This window comes from Mycobacterium sp. NPDC003323 (assembly GCF_053589535.1).
Genome location: NZ_JBSFSB010000006.1, coordinates 16,906 through 32,179 on the forward strand (window position 1 = coordinate 16,906; position 15,274 = coordinate 32,179).

The 15,274-nt window shown below is 66.4% G+C and carries 10 protein-coding genes, 1 tRNA gene and 1 pseudogene; 6 read left to right on the forward strand and 6 right to left on the reverse strand.

Features of this window, described 5'->3' with window-relative positions; all coding sequences use genetic code 11:
• Nucleotide 1 precedes the first annotated feature (1 nt).
• The 5 genes from ACWDUN_RS15880 (at nt 2) to ACWDUN_RS15900 (ending at nt 4,882) form a co-directional block, all read left to right on the forward strand.
• The gene (locus tag ACWDUN_RS15880; RefSeq protein WP_449930236.1) at nt 2–745 is read left to right on the forward strand and encodes a pseudouridine synthase; all 744 of its coding nucleotides are present in this window, start codon (nt 2–4) and stop codon (nt 743–745) included.
• Entirely contained in the window at nt 742–1,428 is a 687-nt protein-coding gene (cmk, locus tag ACWDUN_RS15885) for a (d)CMP kinase (protein WP_449930238.1), read from the forward strand. Before ACWDUN_RS15880 ends, cmk begins: the two co-directional genes overlap by 4 nt.
• Nucleotides 1,425–2,828, forward strand: a complete 1,404-nt coding sequence (der, locus tag ACWDUN_RS15890; protein WP_449930240.1) for a ribosome biogenesis GTPase Der — start codon at nt 1,425–1,427, stop codon at nt 2,826–2,828. Before cmk ends, der begins: the two co-directional genes overlap by 4 nt.
• A 162-nt stretch (nt 2,829–2,990) precedes the next feature.
• Nucleotides 2,991–3,758 (forward strand): sulfite exporter TauE/SafE family protein, encoded by a 768-nt coding sequence (locus tag ACWDUN_RS15895; RefSeq protein WP_449930654.1) that lies wholly within the window; start codon nt 2,991–2,993, stop codon nt 3,756–3,758.
• A gap of 209 nt (nt 3,759–3,967) precedes the next feature.
• Nucleotides 3,968–4,882: a sulfite exporter TauE/SafE family protein gene (locus ACWDUN_RS15900; protein ID WP_449930242.1), complete on the forward strand. Its 915-nt coding sequence runs from the start codon at nt 3,968–3,970 to the stop codon at nt 4,880–4,882.
• On the opposite strand, the gene ACWDUN_RS15905 is transcribed toward ACWDUN_RS15900, so the two are convergent.
• Nucleotides 4,862–6,355 carry a cryptochrome/photolyase family protein gene (locus ACWDUN_RS15905; protein WP_449930244.1) on the reverse strand — a complete coding sequence of 498 codons (1,494 nt, stop codon included), beginning with the start codon at nt 6,353–6,355 and terminating at the stop codon, nt 4,862–4,864. The two genes, ACWDUN_RS15900 and ACWDUN_RS15905, sit on opposite strands and share 21 nt — an antisense overlap.
• 101 nt (nt 6,356–6,456) lie before the next feature.
• Between ACWDUN_RS15905 and ACWDUN_RS15910 the strand changes: the two genes are divergently transcribed.
• Nucleotides 6,457–6,533, forward strand: a tRNA-Pro gene (locus tag ACWDUN_RS15910).
• Between the two features lie 109 nt (nt 6,534–6,642).
• On the opposite strand, the gene ACWDUN_RS15915 is transcribed toward ACWDUN_RS15910, so the two are convergent.
• From ACWDUN_RS15915 to mobF, 5 genes and pseudogenes are all read right to left on the reverse strand, one after another.
• Nucleotides 6,643–8,043 carry a tyrosine-type recombinase/integrase gene (locus ACWDUN_RS15915; protein WP_216847473.1) on the reverse strand — a complete coding sequence of 467 codons (1,401 nt, stop codon included), beginning with the start codon at nt 8,041–8,043 and terminating at the stop codon, nt 6,643–6,645.
• Nucleotides 8,044–8,165: 122 nt separating this feature from the next.
• The gene (locus ACWDUN_RS15920) at nt 8,166–8,348 is read right to left on the reverse strand and encodes a helix-turn-helix transcriptional regulator (protein ID WP_216847472.1); all 183 of its coding nucleotides are present in this window, start codon (nt 8,346–8,348) and stop codon (nt 8,166–8,168) included.
• A gap of 321 nt (nt 8,349–8,669) precedes the next feature.
• A complete protein-coding gene (locus tag ACWDUN_RS15925; RefSeq protein ID WP_141864148.1) occupies nt 8,670–8,987 on the reverse strand; it encodes a hypothetical protein in 318 nt (105 codons plus the stop codon).
• A 232-nt stretch (nt 8,988–9,219) separates the two neighbouring features.
• Nucleotides 9,220–12,042 carry a hypothetical protein gene (locus tag ACWDUN_RS15930; RefSeq protein WP_449930689.1) on the reverse strand — a complete coding sequence of 941 codons (2,823 nt, stop codon included), beginning with the start codon at nt 12,040–12,042 and terminating at the stop codon, nt 9,220–9,222.
• A 679-nt stretch (nt 12,043–12,721) separates the two neighbouring features.
• Nucleotides 12,722–15,028 (reverse strand): annotated as a pseudogene (mobF, locus tag ACWDUN_RS15935) (MobF family relaxase); the annotation flags it as partial.
• Nucleotides 15,029–15,274 lie beyond the last annotated feature (246 nt).

The window sequence follows — 15,274 nt, forward strand, 5'->3', positions numbered from 1 at the left end:
CATGGACGAGCCGGACGGTGTCCGTTTACAGAAGGTGTTGTCGCAAGCCGGTGTTGCCTCGCGGCGCGTCGCCGAGCGGATGATCCTCGACGGACGGGTGGAGGTGGACGGCCGCATCGTCACCGAACTCGGTACCCGGGTGGACCCGGCCAACGCCGAGATCCGGGTGGACGGCACCCGCGTCGTGGTCGACGAGGACTTGATGTACCTGGCCATCAACAAGGAGCGCGGTATGCACTCCACGATGTCCGACGACCGGGGCCGCCCGTGTGTCGGTGATCTGGTGGAGCACCGGGTGCGCGGCAACAAGAACCTCTTCCACGTCGGCCGACTGGACGCCGACACCGAGGGCCTGCTGATCCTCACCAACGACGGTGAACTGGCGCACCGGTTGATGCACCCCTCCTATGAGGTGCCCAAGACCTATGTCGCCACCGTGGTGGGCCGGGTTCCGCGTGGTCTGGGCAAGAAGCTGCGTGAAGGCGTCGAACTCGACGACGGGCCGGTGACACTCGACGATTTCGCGGTGGTGGACACCCTGCCCGGTAAGACCCTGGTGAAGGTGACGCTGCACGAGGGTCGCAAGCGCATCGTGCGCCGCCTGCTGGATTCGGTGGGCTTTCCGGTGGAAGCCTTGGTGCGCACCGATATCGGCGCGGTGAACCTGGGGGATATGCGCCCCGGCAGCATCCGGGTGTTGACCCGCAAGGAGATCGGCGAGCTGCACAAGGCGGTGGGAATGTGAGCACGGCAACCGCGATTGCGCTGGACGGACCCGCGGGCACCGGGAAATCCACGGTATCAAGGGGTTTGGCGCGCACCATGGGGATGCGCTACCTCAACACCGGTTCCATGTACAGGATCGTGACCCTGGCGGTGTTACGTGCCGGGGTCGACCCGGCCGATGCGGATCGGGTGGCCGAGGTGGCCGCCGGCGTCGAGATGGCGGTCGGCTACGACCCCGACGAGGACCTGGCCTACCTGGCCGGAGAAGACGTCTCGCGGGAGATCCGCGGCGATGAGGTCACCGGTGCGGTGTCGGCGGTGTCCGCGGTGCCGGCCGTGCGCGCCCGGCTGGTGCAGCTGCAGCGCGAACTGGCTGCAGGGGAGGGGCCGGTGGTCGTCGAGGGTCGCGATATCGGCACCGTGGTGCTGCCCGATGCCGAGGTCAAGATCTTCCTGACCGCGAGCGCCGAGGAGCGTGCGCGGCGCCGCAACGCCCAGAACATCGCGGCCGGCCTGGGCGACGACTACGACGCCGTGCTGGCCGACGTGCAACGGCGCGACCATCTGGACTCGACGCGCGCAGTTTCCCCGCTGCGCCCCGCCGACGACGCGGTGATCGTCGACACCAGCGATATGGACCAGGCCACGGTGGTGGCGCATCTTCAAGAGCTCGTGCAGCAGCGGGTCGGAGCGCATCGATGACCGAAGACGGTACGTGGGTCGACGAAAGCGATTGGGAATCCGTCGTTTTCGAAGAGGGCGCCGAAGAGCAGGTGAGTGCGCCGCCACCGGTGGTGGCGATCGTCGGCCGCCCCAACGTGGGCAAGTCCACGCTGGTCAACCGGATCCTGGGACGTCGTGAGGCCGTCGTGCAGGACATCCCCGGGGTGACCCGCGACCGAGTGTCCTACGACGCCACCTGGTCGGGCCGTCGCTTCGTCGTGCAGGACACCGGCGGGTGGGAGCCCGACGCGAAAGGCCTGCAGCAGAAGGTCGCCGAACAGGCGGCGATCGCCATGCAGACCGCCGACGCGATCATCATGGTCGTCGACGCGACCACCGGAGCCACCTCGGCCGACGAGGCCGCGGCCAAGAAATTGCAGCGCTCCGGCAAGCCGGTGTTCCTGGCCGCCAACAAGGTCGACAACGAACGCGGCGAGGCCGATGCGGCCGCGCTGTGGTCGATGGGGCTGGGCGAGCCCCATCCGATCAGTGCCATGCACGGCCGCGGCGTCGCCGATCTGCTGGACACCGTGCTGGCGAAACTGCCCGAGATCTCCGAGGTCGGCGCCGGCGGGGCGGGTGGACCGCGGCGGGTGGCGCTGGTCGGCAAGCCCAATGTCGGCAAGAGTTCGCTGCTGAACCGGTTGGCCGGTGACGAGCGCTCGGTGGTGCACGATGTGGCGGGCACCACCGTGGACCCGGTGGACTCGCTGATCGAACTCGACGGCAAGCCATGGCGTTTCGTGGACACCGCCGGTCTACGTCGCAAGGTCGGGCAGGCCAGTGGACACGAGTTCTATGCGTCGGTGCGCACGCACAGCGCCATCGACTCCGCCGAGGTGGCCATCGTGCTGATCGACGGTTCGGTCCCGCTGACGGAGCAGGATCTGCGGGTCATCACGATGGTGATCGAGGCCGGCCGTGCGCTGGTGCTCGCGTTCAACAAGTGGGATCTGGTCGACGAGGACCGGCGCTACCTGTTGGACAAGGAGATCGACCGAGAACTGGTGCAGGTGCAGTGGGCGCCGCGGGTCAACATCTCGGCCATGACCGGCCGTGCGGTGCAGAAGTTGGTGCCCGCATTGGAGACGTCGCTGCGGTCCTGGGACACCCGCATCCCGACGGGCCGGCTCAACACCTTCTTCAAGGAGATCGTCGCCGCGACCCCGCCGCCGGTGCGCGGCGGCAAGCAGCCCCGCATCCTGTTCGCCACCCAGGCGGCCTCGCGCCCGCCGACGTTCGTGTTGTTCACCAGTGGCTTCCTGGAGGCCGGCTACCGCCGGTTCCTGGAGCGCAAGCTGCGTGAGACGTTCGGCTTCGAGGGCAGCCCGATCCGGATCAACGTCCGGGTGCGCGAGAAGCGCGGAGCGAAGCGCTAGCGGAGCGACCATCGGGCACGGACCCAAGCGCTAGCCCCCCTTTCGCCGAAACGAACATTTCGGCGCGAAAGTGCGAGTGGATTCCGCCATTTCGTCGATCTCGGTGGCCCTGAAAGGTACCGGGCGGCGCTGAGTAGGGTGGCCGGAGTGTCGACGACCCACATGATCCTGATCGCACTGGCCGGTGTCGGAGCCGGAGCCATCAACGCGATCGTCGGATCGGGCACGCTGATCACCTTCCCGACGCTGGTCGCGCTCGGCTTCCCCCCGGTGACCGCGACGATGTCCAACGCCGTCGGCCTGGTGGCCGGGGGCATCTCGGGTACCTGGGGGTATCGCCGCGAACTGCGGGGGCAGTGGAGCCGGCTGCGCTGGCAGATCCCGGCCTCGCTGGTGGGCGCCGGGGCCGGCGCCTGGCTGCTGCTGCATCTGCCGGAAAAGGTCTTCCAGCAAGTGGTGCCGGTGCTGCTGGTGCTGGCGCTGGTGCTGGTGGTCATCGGCCCGCGGATCCAGGCCTGGGCCCGCCGGCGTGCCGAGGCACAGGGGCAGTCCGTGCATCAGATCAGCGTCGGTCGCATGGCGGCGCTGATCACCGGGACGTTCGCGGTCGGGGTGTACGGCGGCTACTTCACCGCCGCCCAGGGCATCCTGCTGATCGCCGTGATGGGGGCGCTGCTTCCCGAGGACATGCAGCGCATGAACGCCGCCAAGAATCTGCTGTCACTGCTGGTCAACATCGTCGCCGCGGTGGCCTACACCGTGGTGGCCTTCGACCGGATCAGCTGGATCGCGGCCGGCCTGATCGCCGTCGGCTCGTTGATCGGCGGATTCCTCGGCGCCCACTACGGGCGGCGGCTCTCACCGGGTGCGCTGCGTGCCGTGATCGTGGTGGTGGGATTGATCGGGCTGTATCGATTGTTGACCGTGTAAGCTGACCCGAGCTTGCCTGCTCATCGAAGGGACCGTCATCGTGGCTGATCGCGTGGTACTCACGCCGTCGCCGTCCGACGTGTCCGCGCTCGAGCCGTTCTGGCCCTCGCGCCGGCTGATGGCATTCGACGAATGGTGTTGTCCGCGTCCCTGACGCGTCCCCATCCGTCGCGGTCACCTCATGGTGACCACCCTCCCCGAAAGCAGCCATGCGTTCGCTTCTGATCTTCACGCTCGTCGGTGCCGGTGCCCAACTCGTCGACGGCGCGCTTGGGATGGCCTTCGGCGTCACCGCCACCACCCTGCTCGTCCTCTCCGGGGTCGGTGCGGCCCAGGCCAGCGCGGCGGTCCACCTCGCCGAGGTCGGCACCACGTTTGCGTCCGGTCTGTCGCACTGGAAGTTCAAGAACATCGACTGGAAGCTGGTGCTGAAGCTGGGCGGCCCCGGCGCCATCGGTGCCTTCCTGGGCGCGACGCTGCTGTCCTCGCTGTCCACCGAGCACGCTGCGCCGCTGATGGCCGCGATCCTGGTGGCCATCGGCGTCTACGTGCTACTGCGATTCTCGCTGCGCACCCCGCTGACCTTCGGCGCCAAGGGCACCAGCCACAGCGTCAAATTCCTGGCTCCGCTCGGCCTGTTCGGTGGGTTCATCGACGCCTCCGGTGGCGGCGGTTGGGGTCCGGTGACCACCAGCACGCTGCTGTCGCAGGGTAAAACCGCACCGCGGACGGTCATCGGCTCGGTCAGTGCCTCGGAGTTCCTGGTGGCCAGCTCGGCGTCGCTGGGCTTCCTCATCGGCCTGCGCCAGGAGTTCCTGGAGAACTGGCCCGTGGTCGTCGGCCTGATGGTCGGCGGCGTGATCGCGGCGCCGTTCGCGGCGTGGCTGGTCACCAAGGTGAGCCCGGCGCTGCTGGGGACCGCCGTGGGTGGCGTCATCGTGCTGACCAACAGCCAGAAGCTGGTGCACTTCTTCGACATCCACTGGCCGTGGTCCACCGCGATCTACTCGGTGATCATCGTGGCCTGGGCGTCGCTGGTGATCTACGCCTGGCGGGTGTCGCGGGCTCCGAAGTTCGCCCCGGAGCAGGCCGGCGATCCGTCGTCAGAAACTCTCCCGCGCTGATTCCTGCTCCAGCACGGCCTCCAGGTCGCCGAGCCGATCCATCGACGACACCGCCCGGCGGGTGCGCATGTTCTTGGCGAGCCGGTCACGGTGGCGGTGGGTGAAGGCCCAGTAGCCGGCGGTGAAGGGGCAGGCGTCCTCGCCGAGGCGTTTTTTGGGGTCGTAGGCGCAGTCCGAGCAGTGGTCGCTCATCTTGTTGATGTAGGCGCCGCCGGAGGTGTAGGGCTTGGTGGCCAGCAGGCCGCCGTCGGCGTGCTGACTCATGCCGACGACGTTGGTGGGCATCACCCAGCGGAAACCGTCGACATAGGCCGTGGCGAACCAGTCGGTGAGCTCATCGGGCCGGTAGCCGCGCTGCAGGGCGTGGCTGCCCAGGATCATCAGTCGCTGGATGTGATGCGTCCAGCCGCGGTCGCGGACGCCCTTGAGGGCGTGATGCAGACACTGCGCGGTGACGGCGTCGGCGTCGAGGTCGGCCCACCAGTCCGGTAACGGTGTGCGGGCATTCAGTTCGTTGTTTTCGGCGGTGTAGCGCGCACCGAAATGCCAGTAGAGGTGCCACATGTACTCGCGCCAGCCGAGGATCTGCCGGATGAAACCCTCGACGGCCGCCAGCGGCGCCTCGTTCTCGCGGTAGGCGCGTTCGGCGGCGTCGACGGCATCGAGGGGATGCAGCACGCCGAGGTTCAGTGGCACCGACAGCAGCGAGTGCGCCATCGCCCAATCGTCGCCCATCATGGCGTCCTCGTAGCGGCCGAAGGTGGGCAGCCGATGCTCGATGAATCGCTTCAGGGCGCGTTGCGCCTCGGCCGGAGTGACGGCGAACAGGCGGGGACCGTCGATGCCGACGGTGCCGAGGTCGAGTTCATCGAGATCCCGACGGACCTGGGCGTCGATATCGTCTTCGCGCGGCTTGTACGGGGCGGGCACGTCGAGCTTCTGCTGCTTCTTGGGCGGTGATTCGCGGTTGTCCTCGTCGTAATTCCACCGGTTGCCGACGGGATCCTTGCCCTGCATCAGCACGTCGAACCGGCGCCGTTGGTCGCGGTAGAAGTCCTCCATCCGGAACCGAGTGCGTTCGCCGGCCCATTCCTCGAAATCCTTGCGGGGCAGCGCAAAGGTCGGTGTCGGCAGCACCTCGGTGACCAGACCCTGCTGCTGCAGCCGGTGGACGAAGCTTTCCGCGGCGTGCGAGGTGGGCTCGTGCACCAGGACAGGCTTCTTGTACTTCTGCAATGCCTCGGTGTAGCTGTCGGCCCGGATGAGGGTCGCTCGGTCGCCGAGGTCATGGTGGGCGTGCCGCAGGGCGGATAGCACCAGGTGCAGCTTCTGGCGGTGATAGCGACGCTTGGCCAGCGCGGCGGTCGATTCGATCAGCAGCACCTCGCGGTGGGCGTGCTCACCGCCGTACACGGCGGGTCCGAGCTGGTCGGCGAACAGCCACAGGGGAGTGTCGTCACGGGTCTCAGGCACGTCGTGGAGATACCCGAATCTGGAGCGGATGACGCGGTTGGGATTTGGGCGGGGGCCTGAGGTAGAGTTTCGCTCGCCTACCGGCGATCCCGGAAGGCACTCGGGCTGTGGCGCAGCTTGGTAGCGCACTTGACTGGGGGTCAAGTGGTCGCAGGTTCAAATCCTGTCAGCCCGACCAAGAAAACCCGCTCTGACCTCGGTCGGAGCGGGTTTTGTCATTTCGGCGAGTCCTCGGATTTTGCCCAGTGTCCCAACAGTGTCCCAAGCGGATCTCAGTGGGCCGAGGGTCAACCGAAGAGTGCGGCGCCAGCGGCGCGCAGATCCTCGCGTTGAGCATCGGAGTAGATGGACAGAGACACGGCGGGGTCGTGCCCGTGCCACGCGGCGACGACGTGGACCGGCAAACCGCCGGCCAGCATCAGACTGACGCTCGTGTTGCGTAGACCCTTCAGGTGGAGACGACGCAGGCCGGCGCGGGCACGCAGTCGCTGGAACTCATCGGAGTACCACTCGTGGCGGATGGGGGTGCCGTCGGCCCGGACAGCGATCAGACGGTCATCGGACCACGTGTCGCCCGCGACGCGCGTCTCTTCCTGCTGCTGCACCTTCAGCCTTTCTAGCGCCGCCGAGAGCTCTGGAGGTAGCGGCAGCTCGCGGAGGCTGCGTCGAGATTTGGGCATGCCCTCGACGGCGTCGTTGCCGACCAGGACACGGCTTCGGCGAATCGACAACGTGTCGCCCTCGAGGGCCGACCATCGGATGCCGAGCACCTCGGACCGGCGCAAGCCGTAACAGCTCAGCAGCCAGCAGGCGAAGAGCCGTTCATCGCGCACTGACTTACGGAACTCGTCGACTTCGGCGAGTGTCCACGACTTGGCCGTCGCGGGTTTGTCGTCAACGAGGGGGTCGGCTGGCCGCTCGACCAGTGCGATGACATTGCGACTGAGCGTGCCCTGGTCGACAAAGGACTGGATGACCATGCCGAAGGTGGTCAACGTCGAGCGGACAGTGATGGGTTTGACTCCGGCGTTCGAAGTGTTCTCTGCCTCAGGGTCTTGAACTATGTACATGCCTCGGCTGGGACGTGCGACGCGGTTCGCCCGCTTCAGGCCGGACAGGCATGTATGCACGTTCTCGTTCGGGAATGCGGCGACGAGATCGGCCGCGGAGATGCCTCCGGGATGGGCAGAAATTTGCTCGATGACTCGTCCGGCCAAGCTCCCCGGCTGGTAGCAGCGGCGAGACCTTCGACCGCTGGTCAGCATGTAGTCCACAAGTGCATCGCCGTCAGCTTTGGTGAGCTGCTGAAGGTTCCTGCCGCCGAGGAAGCGTCTGACGACGGCGAGGTCGTGCCTGTAGCCCTGCAGTGTGACGCTGCGGATTCCCCGGCGTCCCGCCAGCCATTCATCACATGCTTCGGCCACCGTGAGTGTTGACTTTCGTGCGTAGACACCGATCGTGACTTCAGTTGTGATGCGACGGTATTCGCGCTTCGCCTCGGTCAGGGTGCGGTAGGTGAATCGGCGCCTGTCTCGGCTGCCGTCCGGCTTACTGCCGACGTCGGCCCGGAACTCATAGCTGATCGAGCCATCCTTGGACGTCCGTTTGGTAATCGGCTCAGCTCGGCGGGCACGTTTCGACGAGTCGCGCTTCGACTGATCCGCCGAGGCGTTGGGGCTTGGATTCACGAGACCGATCCTGCGGGTTCGAAGGCAGTGGACCGGGCACCGTCTACTGCGATGGAGGAAAACCTCGCCTACACCGGGGAGCGCCGGCGCGGATACCGAGCAGCGACGAGGAACTCAATCCATTATGCCGCAATGATCTGACGAAGTTCGGCGGTCACAACGTAGACGCGCCCGCCCAGCCGCTTTGACGGAAGTTCGCCTGTGGACACGAGCCGGTATGCCGACGCGCGACTGATACCCAGCAGTATTGCTGCACGCGGTACCGGGAGGAGTAGAGGCAGGCCATCTAAAGAACTGTTATTCAACGCTATTCACCTCCTCAAAAGCCAGAGAGGCGACGTTGCCTCAGGGCCAGTGCTTGGGCTTCACGCGTCTTTCTCAAGATTCGGTCGGCTTGATTGACGGTATGCGCAATCGTGACGTGCTGTCCACCACGCTAGGCGTATCCGCTGCGAGAAAATCTGGCTACTAACGTATTTCGCTATTTGTCCACAATGCGAGCGGACAAACGGCGAAAAATCTGTCGTAGTGGAATGCCGTCAGATTTCGATTCGGATCCGGCTAGGCTGCGCCCTGCAATTGTGAGAATCGTTTATCTATGGGGATAGATGGCGAACATATTTCGCTCAGTTGTCGACCCCGTAATCAATGAGCTCGTATAACTCGCTTCGCAAAACTGCGCGCAGTGCCTCTGATCGTGCGGATCCAAATAAATGACGCTGTAGTTCCAAATCCGGTGGCACGCCGTGCTGCCGAGTCCATTGATAGACCCTTTCGTCGCCAATGGCACCGGCCTGTGCGCGAACCATCCAAGTTATCTTCTCTGCTTCAGCGTTGAGGAAAGCTGCACGGCGCGAGTCACTCCAATCGTCAGGAAGGCCGAGCTCGGAGTTGTATACCGCCTGGACCGTGCGCAGGACTTCCGGATCGATAGCCAGCGGCATTGACTCGGTGCCGCACGCTCGTACCCCTGACGTCCGACGCCGCAGCGCGAGGGCGTGTTGCCCGGTCATGATCGTCCCCGGCGACGCGGGGCCTGGAAGCGGTAGCCACCACAGGCCAAACGGTGGGGGAAGGCCTTGCATGCCATTTCCTCACGATACTCCGCAGCTTGCCGAAACATGTTGCACATTAGCGATTTCTGCGTGTAGGTACGCCTTGAGAAGAACCGAGGAGCTAGTCGTCGATGCTTGCGCCGAGATCTTGCTCCCGGTCGTTACGCGGGGTGTTCCAGGAGAGGGTGAGTTGTAGTCGGTGTGCGGAGCGGATGGCGCGGGTGGCGGCGTCGTAGTCGTTGAGCAGATGTCGCCAGTCCTGGGCGAGCTGGGTGCGGTCGTGGCCGGCGGCGAGCGTGATGGCTGGCGTTGGATTGGCCGTCCGTCGGTGGTCGGTGGGTCCGAGTTGTGTGGCCCAGGGCAGGGTCGTGGCCAGTAGTCGCAGAGCGCTTGAGGCTGGTCCGGGTGTGCTGGTGCTGGGGTCGAGGATGATGGCGCGGGCGTTGTTCGCGGTGACACATCGGAGGACGTCGGCGAGATGGCCGGGGTGGGTGTGTGTGGGGTTGTCGATGACGACGATGGTGTGCGGTCCCAGGGTGTGAAGTTCTTCGGCGAGGCCTTCGATGTTGTTGTCGAGTGGGCGGAGGCTGTCTGCGGAGTCGAGCCCAGGGTCGGTGTCTGAACTGTTTTGGGTGGTGCTGAGCCACAGCACTTTTCGATCGTGGGTGTTGGCTACCATGCGCAGGGTGCGGAGGGCTGCAGCGGTGTCTGGATGGGTGCGGTCGGCGTACAGGTAGCCGACGAGGTAGGGCTGGGCGGCGAGTGTTGTGATCTGCGTGGCGATGGTCGAGTCGATCGATTCGAGTGCAGAGTCGGTGATGGCGAGCGGTGCGTGGTCGATATCGACGTGGCGTGCGGCGCGCAGGACGTCGAGTTCTTGCTCTGCGGGTTCACGCAGCTTCTCCAATGCCGTTTCGGCTGCGGTATGTGCGGATGCGAAGGCGCGGGCGATGTCGCGTTCGGCGCGCGTGATCTGTGCGGTGAGGGTGTTGCAGCGTGCGCGTAGTGCTGTTCGGGCGGTGCGGTCGTCGTTTCTTGCGGTGTTGCGCAGTGTGTCGATGTCGCGTTCGGTGGCGATCGGTTCGCCGCCGCCGGCGTGTGCTCGTGCGGCGCGCGCGTTCTCAAGTAACGGCTGGAACTGCGTGGCGGGGTTGGTGTCGGGGAGGAAGGCGTTGTGGAACGCGAGATCGGCTTGGGCGGAGGCGATATCGAGTTCATCGGCATCCGGGTCGGCGCGCAGCGACAGCAGGCGATTCTGGGCATGTTCGATCATCAGGAGCACGTTGTTGAACGCAGCGTCCGCGTCTGACCACTGCGCGACGATCTCGGTGACGGCATGTCGGTACGGTCGATCGGCATCGACCTGGCGACGCATGCGCGCCAGCTCTTCGACGACGGCCTTCATCGCGGGGCCGTTGTCAGCCTTGATCTGGACGTCGAGAACGTTCAATTGCTCGCTGGCGGTGCGGTATTGCTGTTGCAGCGAGTGTAGGAGCTCGATGGTGACCAGGGGTTCGCGGTCCGGCGCGGTGGTGGTGAGCTCTTCGAATCGAAGTCCGTCGATGGGGCCGGTGCCGTACTCATAGGTGTTCCCGACGTCGGCAGAGTTCTGTTGGTCAAAGTAGTACGCGGCGTCGTGGGGCGGTACGGGATGGGCAGGGTCGGGCGGGAACAGCGCCTCTTCCTCGAACGGGTCGGCCGGCATGTCATCAGGTAGGGGTACCTCGGCAGCGCCGGGGTGCAGTGCCGGGTGGTGGGTGAAGGCGTCGATGGTGTAGGTGATGAGTCGGGCGTAGTCGGCGGCTGGGATCGGTTCGTCGTCGTCGGCGAGGTGCTCGGCGGCCAGTTGCAGCAGGTCGCGTGGGGTCCAGGTGTGTGGGTCGGCGGCGCTGATGGCGGCGACCAGGCCGGGCCAGGCGGGGTCGGCGCAGATGGTTTCGGCCAGCGCGGTGCCGAAGGTGTCGTCGAGGTCTCGCAGCCAGGCCGGCCGTAGCCGGGAGTGGGTGGTGGCCAGCGTGGTGGTGGGGGACAGGGCGCCGATGATGCGCCACCACAGTGCTGCAGCGGGTTGTTCGTCGGGCAGGGGCTTTTGGTGCGCCGCATTGATGAGGGTTTCGCGGAAGTGCGGGGTGGTGCGGGCGGCGTGAGCGAGTTTGGTGGCCAACTGCGGCCAGTAGGCGTCTGCGCGCAGTCGCGGGTCGAGGTGGTCGATGAGGTCGTTCCAGCGGGTGGTGTCGGCGCTGTGGCGGCTGATGCCGGCGGCGGCGTGGCGTTGCAGCAGTGTCTGGACGGCGCGGGTGCGGACGGGGCGCTGCGGAGCGCCGGTGAGGCGGGTGTCGGAGTCGGGTATTCCTGTGGCGCAGCGCAGGACGGCGATCTCGGCGGTCAGTGCGGTGTTCACGGTGATGAGGGGTCTTGCCCAGGCGGGTGCGGTGGCGTGGGTCCAGTCGCGGGCGCGGGCGCGGATGTCGTTGGCCAAGTCCTCGACGAGGGCTTCCCTGCGCCTTAGGTAGTTGCCCCAGTGCGGGTCGTGGGTGAGGGTGTCGGGGATGGCGGGAAGCCAGCGCAGGACACCGACGCCGGCGGAGTGGGCGCCGGCGGGGTCGATGCGGTAGTCCAGGACGGCGGCGGGGTCCGCGGCGTTGTGGATGTCGCCTTTGGCCAGGGCGTCGGTGAGTAGTTGGCGGGGGTCGGCGCCCTCCACCGCGTGGAGGGCGAGGCGGCGGCGCAGCACCGGCCAGGCTTCTCGGGTGCTGAGTTCGGGCAGGACGGTGTCGGCGAGGGTGTCGAGGTGGTCGCGGGTGCGGGGTCCGAGGTGGTGTTCGGCGGCGACGCCGAGGGCGTCGTAGAACATGTCGGCGGCGGCGTGCAGGCGTGTGGCCGGGTCGGCGGCCTGTCGGGCAGCGGTGGTCGCCGAAACCTGTGCGCCGTCGCGGGCCAGCACGCGGGTGAGGACGTCGACGGCGGTGTCCGGGGTGGGTGGCTTTGGGGGAGAGCAGGCGGTGGGGATCGGCTTCGGCGGTGGACAGGTAGAGGTGGTTTTCGTCGGTGCCGCGGGTCATCGCGACGTAGAGGTGTTGGCGGGTCAGTTGGTCGGAGCCGACGATGTGGCAGGTGCCGGTGGTGGTGCGGCTTCCGGCGGTCAGGCCTTGTGCGGAGTCGATGGTGGCGGCGTAGCCGAGGGTGACGTGCTCGGCGAGGTAACCGGCGGGCAGGGTGACGTGGCGTCCGCTGCGCAAATGGTGGGCGACGATGGCGCCGTCGGGTCGGACGTCGGTGAGGGTGTAGCGGTAGCCGTTGCGGACGTAATCGTCGCGGCCGATGGGGATGCGGCGGTTGTTGCGGCGGGTGCGGATGGTGTCGCCGACGCTGGCGTGCAGCCCGTCGGACAGGACGACGGTGGGTTGGTGTTGTGCGTGGGGGGTGGTGGCGATGCGGTCGGCGCGGGCGCGGGCGTTGAGGGTGGTGATGATGTCGTTGGTGGGGGCGAGCAGGATGGAATCTGTGCCGGCGGCCAGATCGTCGCGCCATGCCCGGTAGGCCATGTCGGCGGCGGTGTCTTCGGTGCCGACGTGGATGCGGTGGTGGTCGATGTAGAAGGCGATGCCGGCGGGGTCGGCGTCGTGCAGTGCGAGCCCGGCAGCGGCTTCGGCGGGCGATTTGAAGCGCACGACTTCGGACAAGGTGAGAGCGTCGGTGGCTTCGGCGATGTCGCGCAGGACACCGCCGGCCGAGATCGAGGAAAGCTGTCCGTCATCACCGATAAGACGCACGCTGGCGCCTTTCGATAGTGCATCGGCGATCAGGCGGTCGAGTCCGACGGTGGAGGCTTTTCCGGCTTCGTCGACGATGATCAGCGTGTCGGGTCCGACACGGCGAAACCAGCTGGGCTGTGCGTTGGCCGGCTGGTCGATGGTGTGCACGTACTTGTCGATGGTGTCGGTGCGGGATTTGAGGTCTTCGTCGAGGACGATTGCCGCTTCGGCGGTGGGGGCCAAACCGAGGACGTGGCCTCCGGAGCTGCGCCACGCATGGGCCAGGGCAGCCATGGCGGTGGTCTTGCCGGTGCCCGCGGGTGCGAGCGCGAGTGCCAGCCGCCGCCCGCACGTCGCCATCTCCGCGACGAGTGCGACCTGGCCGGGGTTGAGAGTGCGTCCGCGCAGCTCTGCGTCGGCGCGGGCGAATTCGACATCGAGGTCTGTGGCGCAGCGGCCGTCGACACGTGCGACAGCGGTCAGGATGCGGCGTTCGGCGGCCAGGATGTCTCGGCTGGTGAATGTTTGCGTTCCGTGGCGGGTGTAGACACTTGCGCCGTCGCGGCGGCGCAATGCGACAGGCTCACCCAACAGGCCGTCCCCGACACTGGCGTGCGGCACCGAGAAAGATTCCGACAGTGCGGTATCGGTGATGCGATCGACGAGTCCGACATTGTGCGACACGTTGTGGTGGCGGACAACGCGCAGTGCTTCGGCGCGGACGTGGTGGCGCTGCCAGGTCGCGCGATTTTGGGCCACCGTCGCGATGATCTCGTCGGCGCGCGCCGACACCCACCGATCATCGGTCACCGGGACCCGATATTGCCGCGCGGGGTGGTCGAGGATGTCGGCCAGCATCCGCTGCACGCCGTCGCGGCCGAGGACCTCCACGGCCTGGTTCCGCCAGGTCGCGCGCTGCTGGGCCAGCGAGCGGGGCTCGTGCTTGTCCTCGCGCGTTTCCAACGTTGCCTGTTGGGCCAGTGCGATGATCTCGACATGTGTCGGTTCGCGACCATGATCGGTCTGAAACTGCTTTGCGAGCTCGGCTGTGCGGCCTTCGATCATGGCGCGTCGGCTCGACCACCTGGATAGCAATTCTCCGGGCAGTCCGACGATTTCGCGGACGGGTCGTTTCCCGGCGCCGCGCGACTTTTCGGTGAACGACACACCCAAACTGGAAGACAGATGAGCTTCCAGGCGCGTGTTGTACAACTCGGAGGCGGCGACCACGGTTCGGTGCAGCGGTTGGCCGTCGAGGGCGAGCCAGCGGCGCACGCCGTTGGCGTCGACGTGGCAGACCTTGTTCGAGACGGCGATGTGGGTGTGTAGGTCTGGGTCCCCGGCGCGCGAATCGCGATGGGTGAACGCCGCGGCGATCAGTCCTTCGGTGTCGACTTGAGCGACACCGTTGGTACCCAGCCGGGTGAACGCCGCATGATCCTGCAACCAGTCAAGAACCTCGGCAACGGCGGCATCGTGGGCTGTCTCGATTTTCTCCGCGACAGTCAGTGGCGCGATAGCCCACAGTGCGGAAACGGATTTCACGGGGGAGAAGGTCAGGTCGTACCCGGCGACAGCGGTCGTACGGGCGCGGGTATTGCGGGCGATGAAGCCTGACAGTTCACGATCATCGGCCGGTGGGCGGGCGTACTGCTCGCCAAACATGTCGACAGCGATACCGGTGCGGAGGCGAGCACGCAGGTCAGCGTCGATCGTGGTGTTCCACTGGGCACCGGCGGCAGTGTTGTGTTCGCGGTATGCGACCGCGAGCCGTCGAGCGAACTCGGGTTCCCCGTCACGGACGTAGAACTTGCGGCCCAATCGGCCCGCGGTGCGCTGAGAACCGACTCCGCGGCCGGCGACGAACCGTTCGATGCGATCGGCGTTGGGGTGCAGGCCTTCTCCGAAAAGGGCACGCATCTGTTCCTCGCCGACATCCGATCCCGCCTCGACCGACCAGATGTCGTGACGGACATGCGAATCAATATCCGTCCCGCTGGTCTCGGATAAAGCGGCCAAACCGCGCCCGAGCCAGCGGCCCGGCGCTTCGCCTTTCGCCGAGTAGTAGTCGGCCAATGTGGATCGGCCGCGCTGAGTATCGTCGGCTGCTGCGACTTGGCGCACCAGGTACAGGTATCCGTCCCCGGCGGTCAGCTTGTGCAGCGTCATCACCATGACGCGCACCTGGATGCCACCATGTCCGGGAGGAAACTCCGTTGGTTTCGAAATTTCCACCACCAAACCGGCAGTTCTTAAACAACTCTCAGAAAGCACCCCTAAATGCAAGAGGTGTGTTGGCTTTGAGGGAACGCAGAAGCAGGGGTGATGGCGAGGCAGCTGGGGTACGGCGGCGGGGTGGCGGTCAGGCGGAGGGTGAATGTCGGGCGAGGTGTGGCATTGGTTCTTCAGGCGCGCCGGCAA

Excerpts from the sequence above, each read along its gene's own strand:
- ACWDUN_RS15880 (WP_449930236.1), top strand. The coding sequence starts at position 2 with ATGGACGAGCCGGACGGTGTCCGTTTACAGAAGGTGTTGTCGCAAGCC.
- der (WP_449930240.1), top strand. The coding sequence starts at position 1,425 with ATGACCGAAGACGGTACGTGGGTCGACGAAAGCGATTGGGAATCCGTC.
- ACWDUN_RS15895 (WP_449930654.1), top strand. The coding sequence starts at position 2,991 with ATGATCCTGATCGCACTGGCCGGTGTCGGAGCCGGAGCCATCAACGCG.
- ACWDUN_RS15900 (WP_449930242.1), top strand. The coding sequence starts at position 3,968 with ATGCGTTCGCTTCTGATCTTCACGCTCGTCGGTGCCGGTGCCCAACTC.
- ACWDUN_RS15925 (WP_141864148.1), bottom strand. The coding sequence starts at position 8,987 with ATGCCGCTGGCTATCGATCCGGAAGTCCTGCGCACGGTCCAGGCGGTA.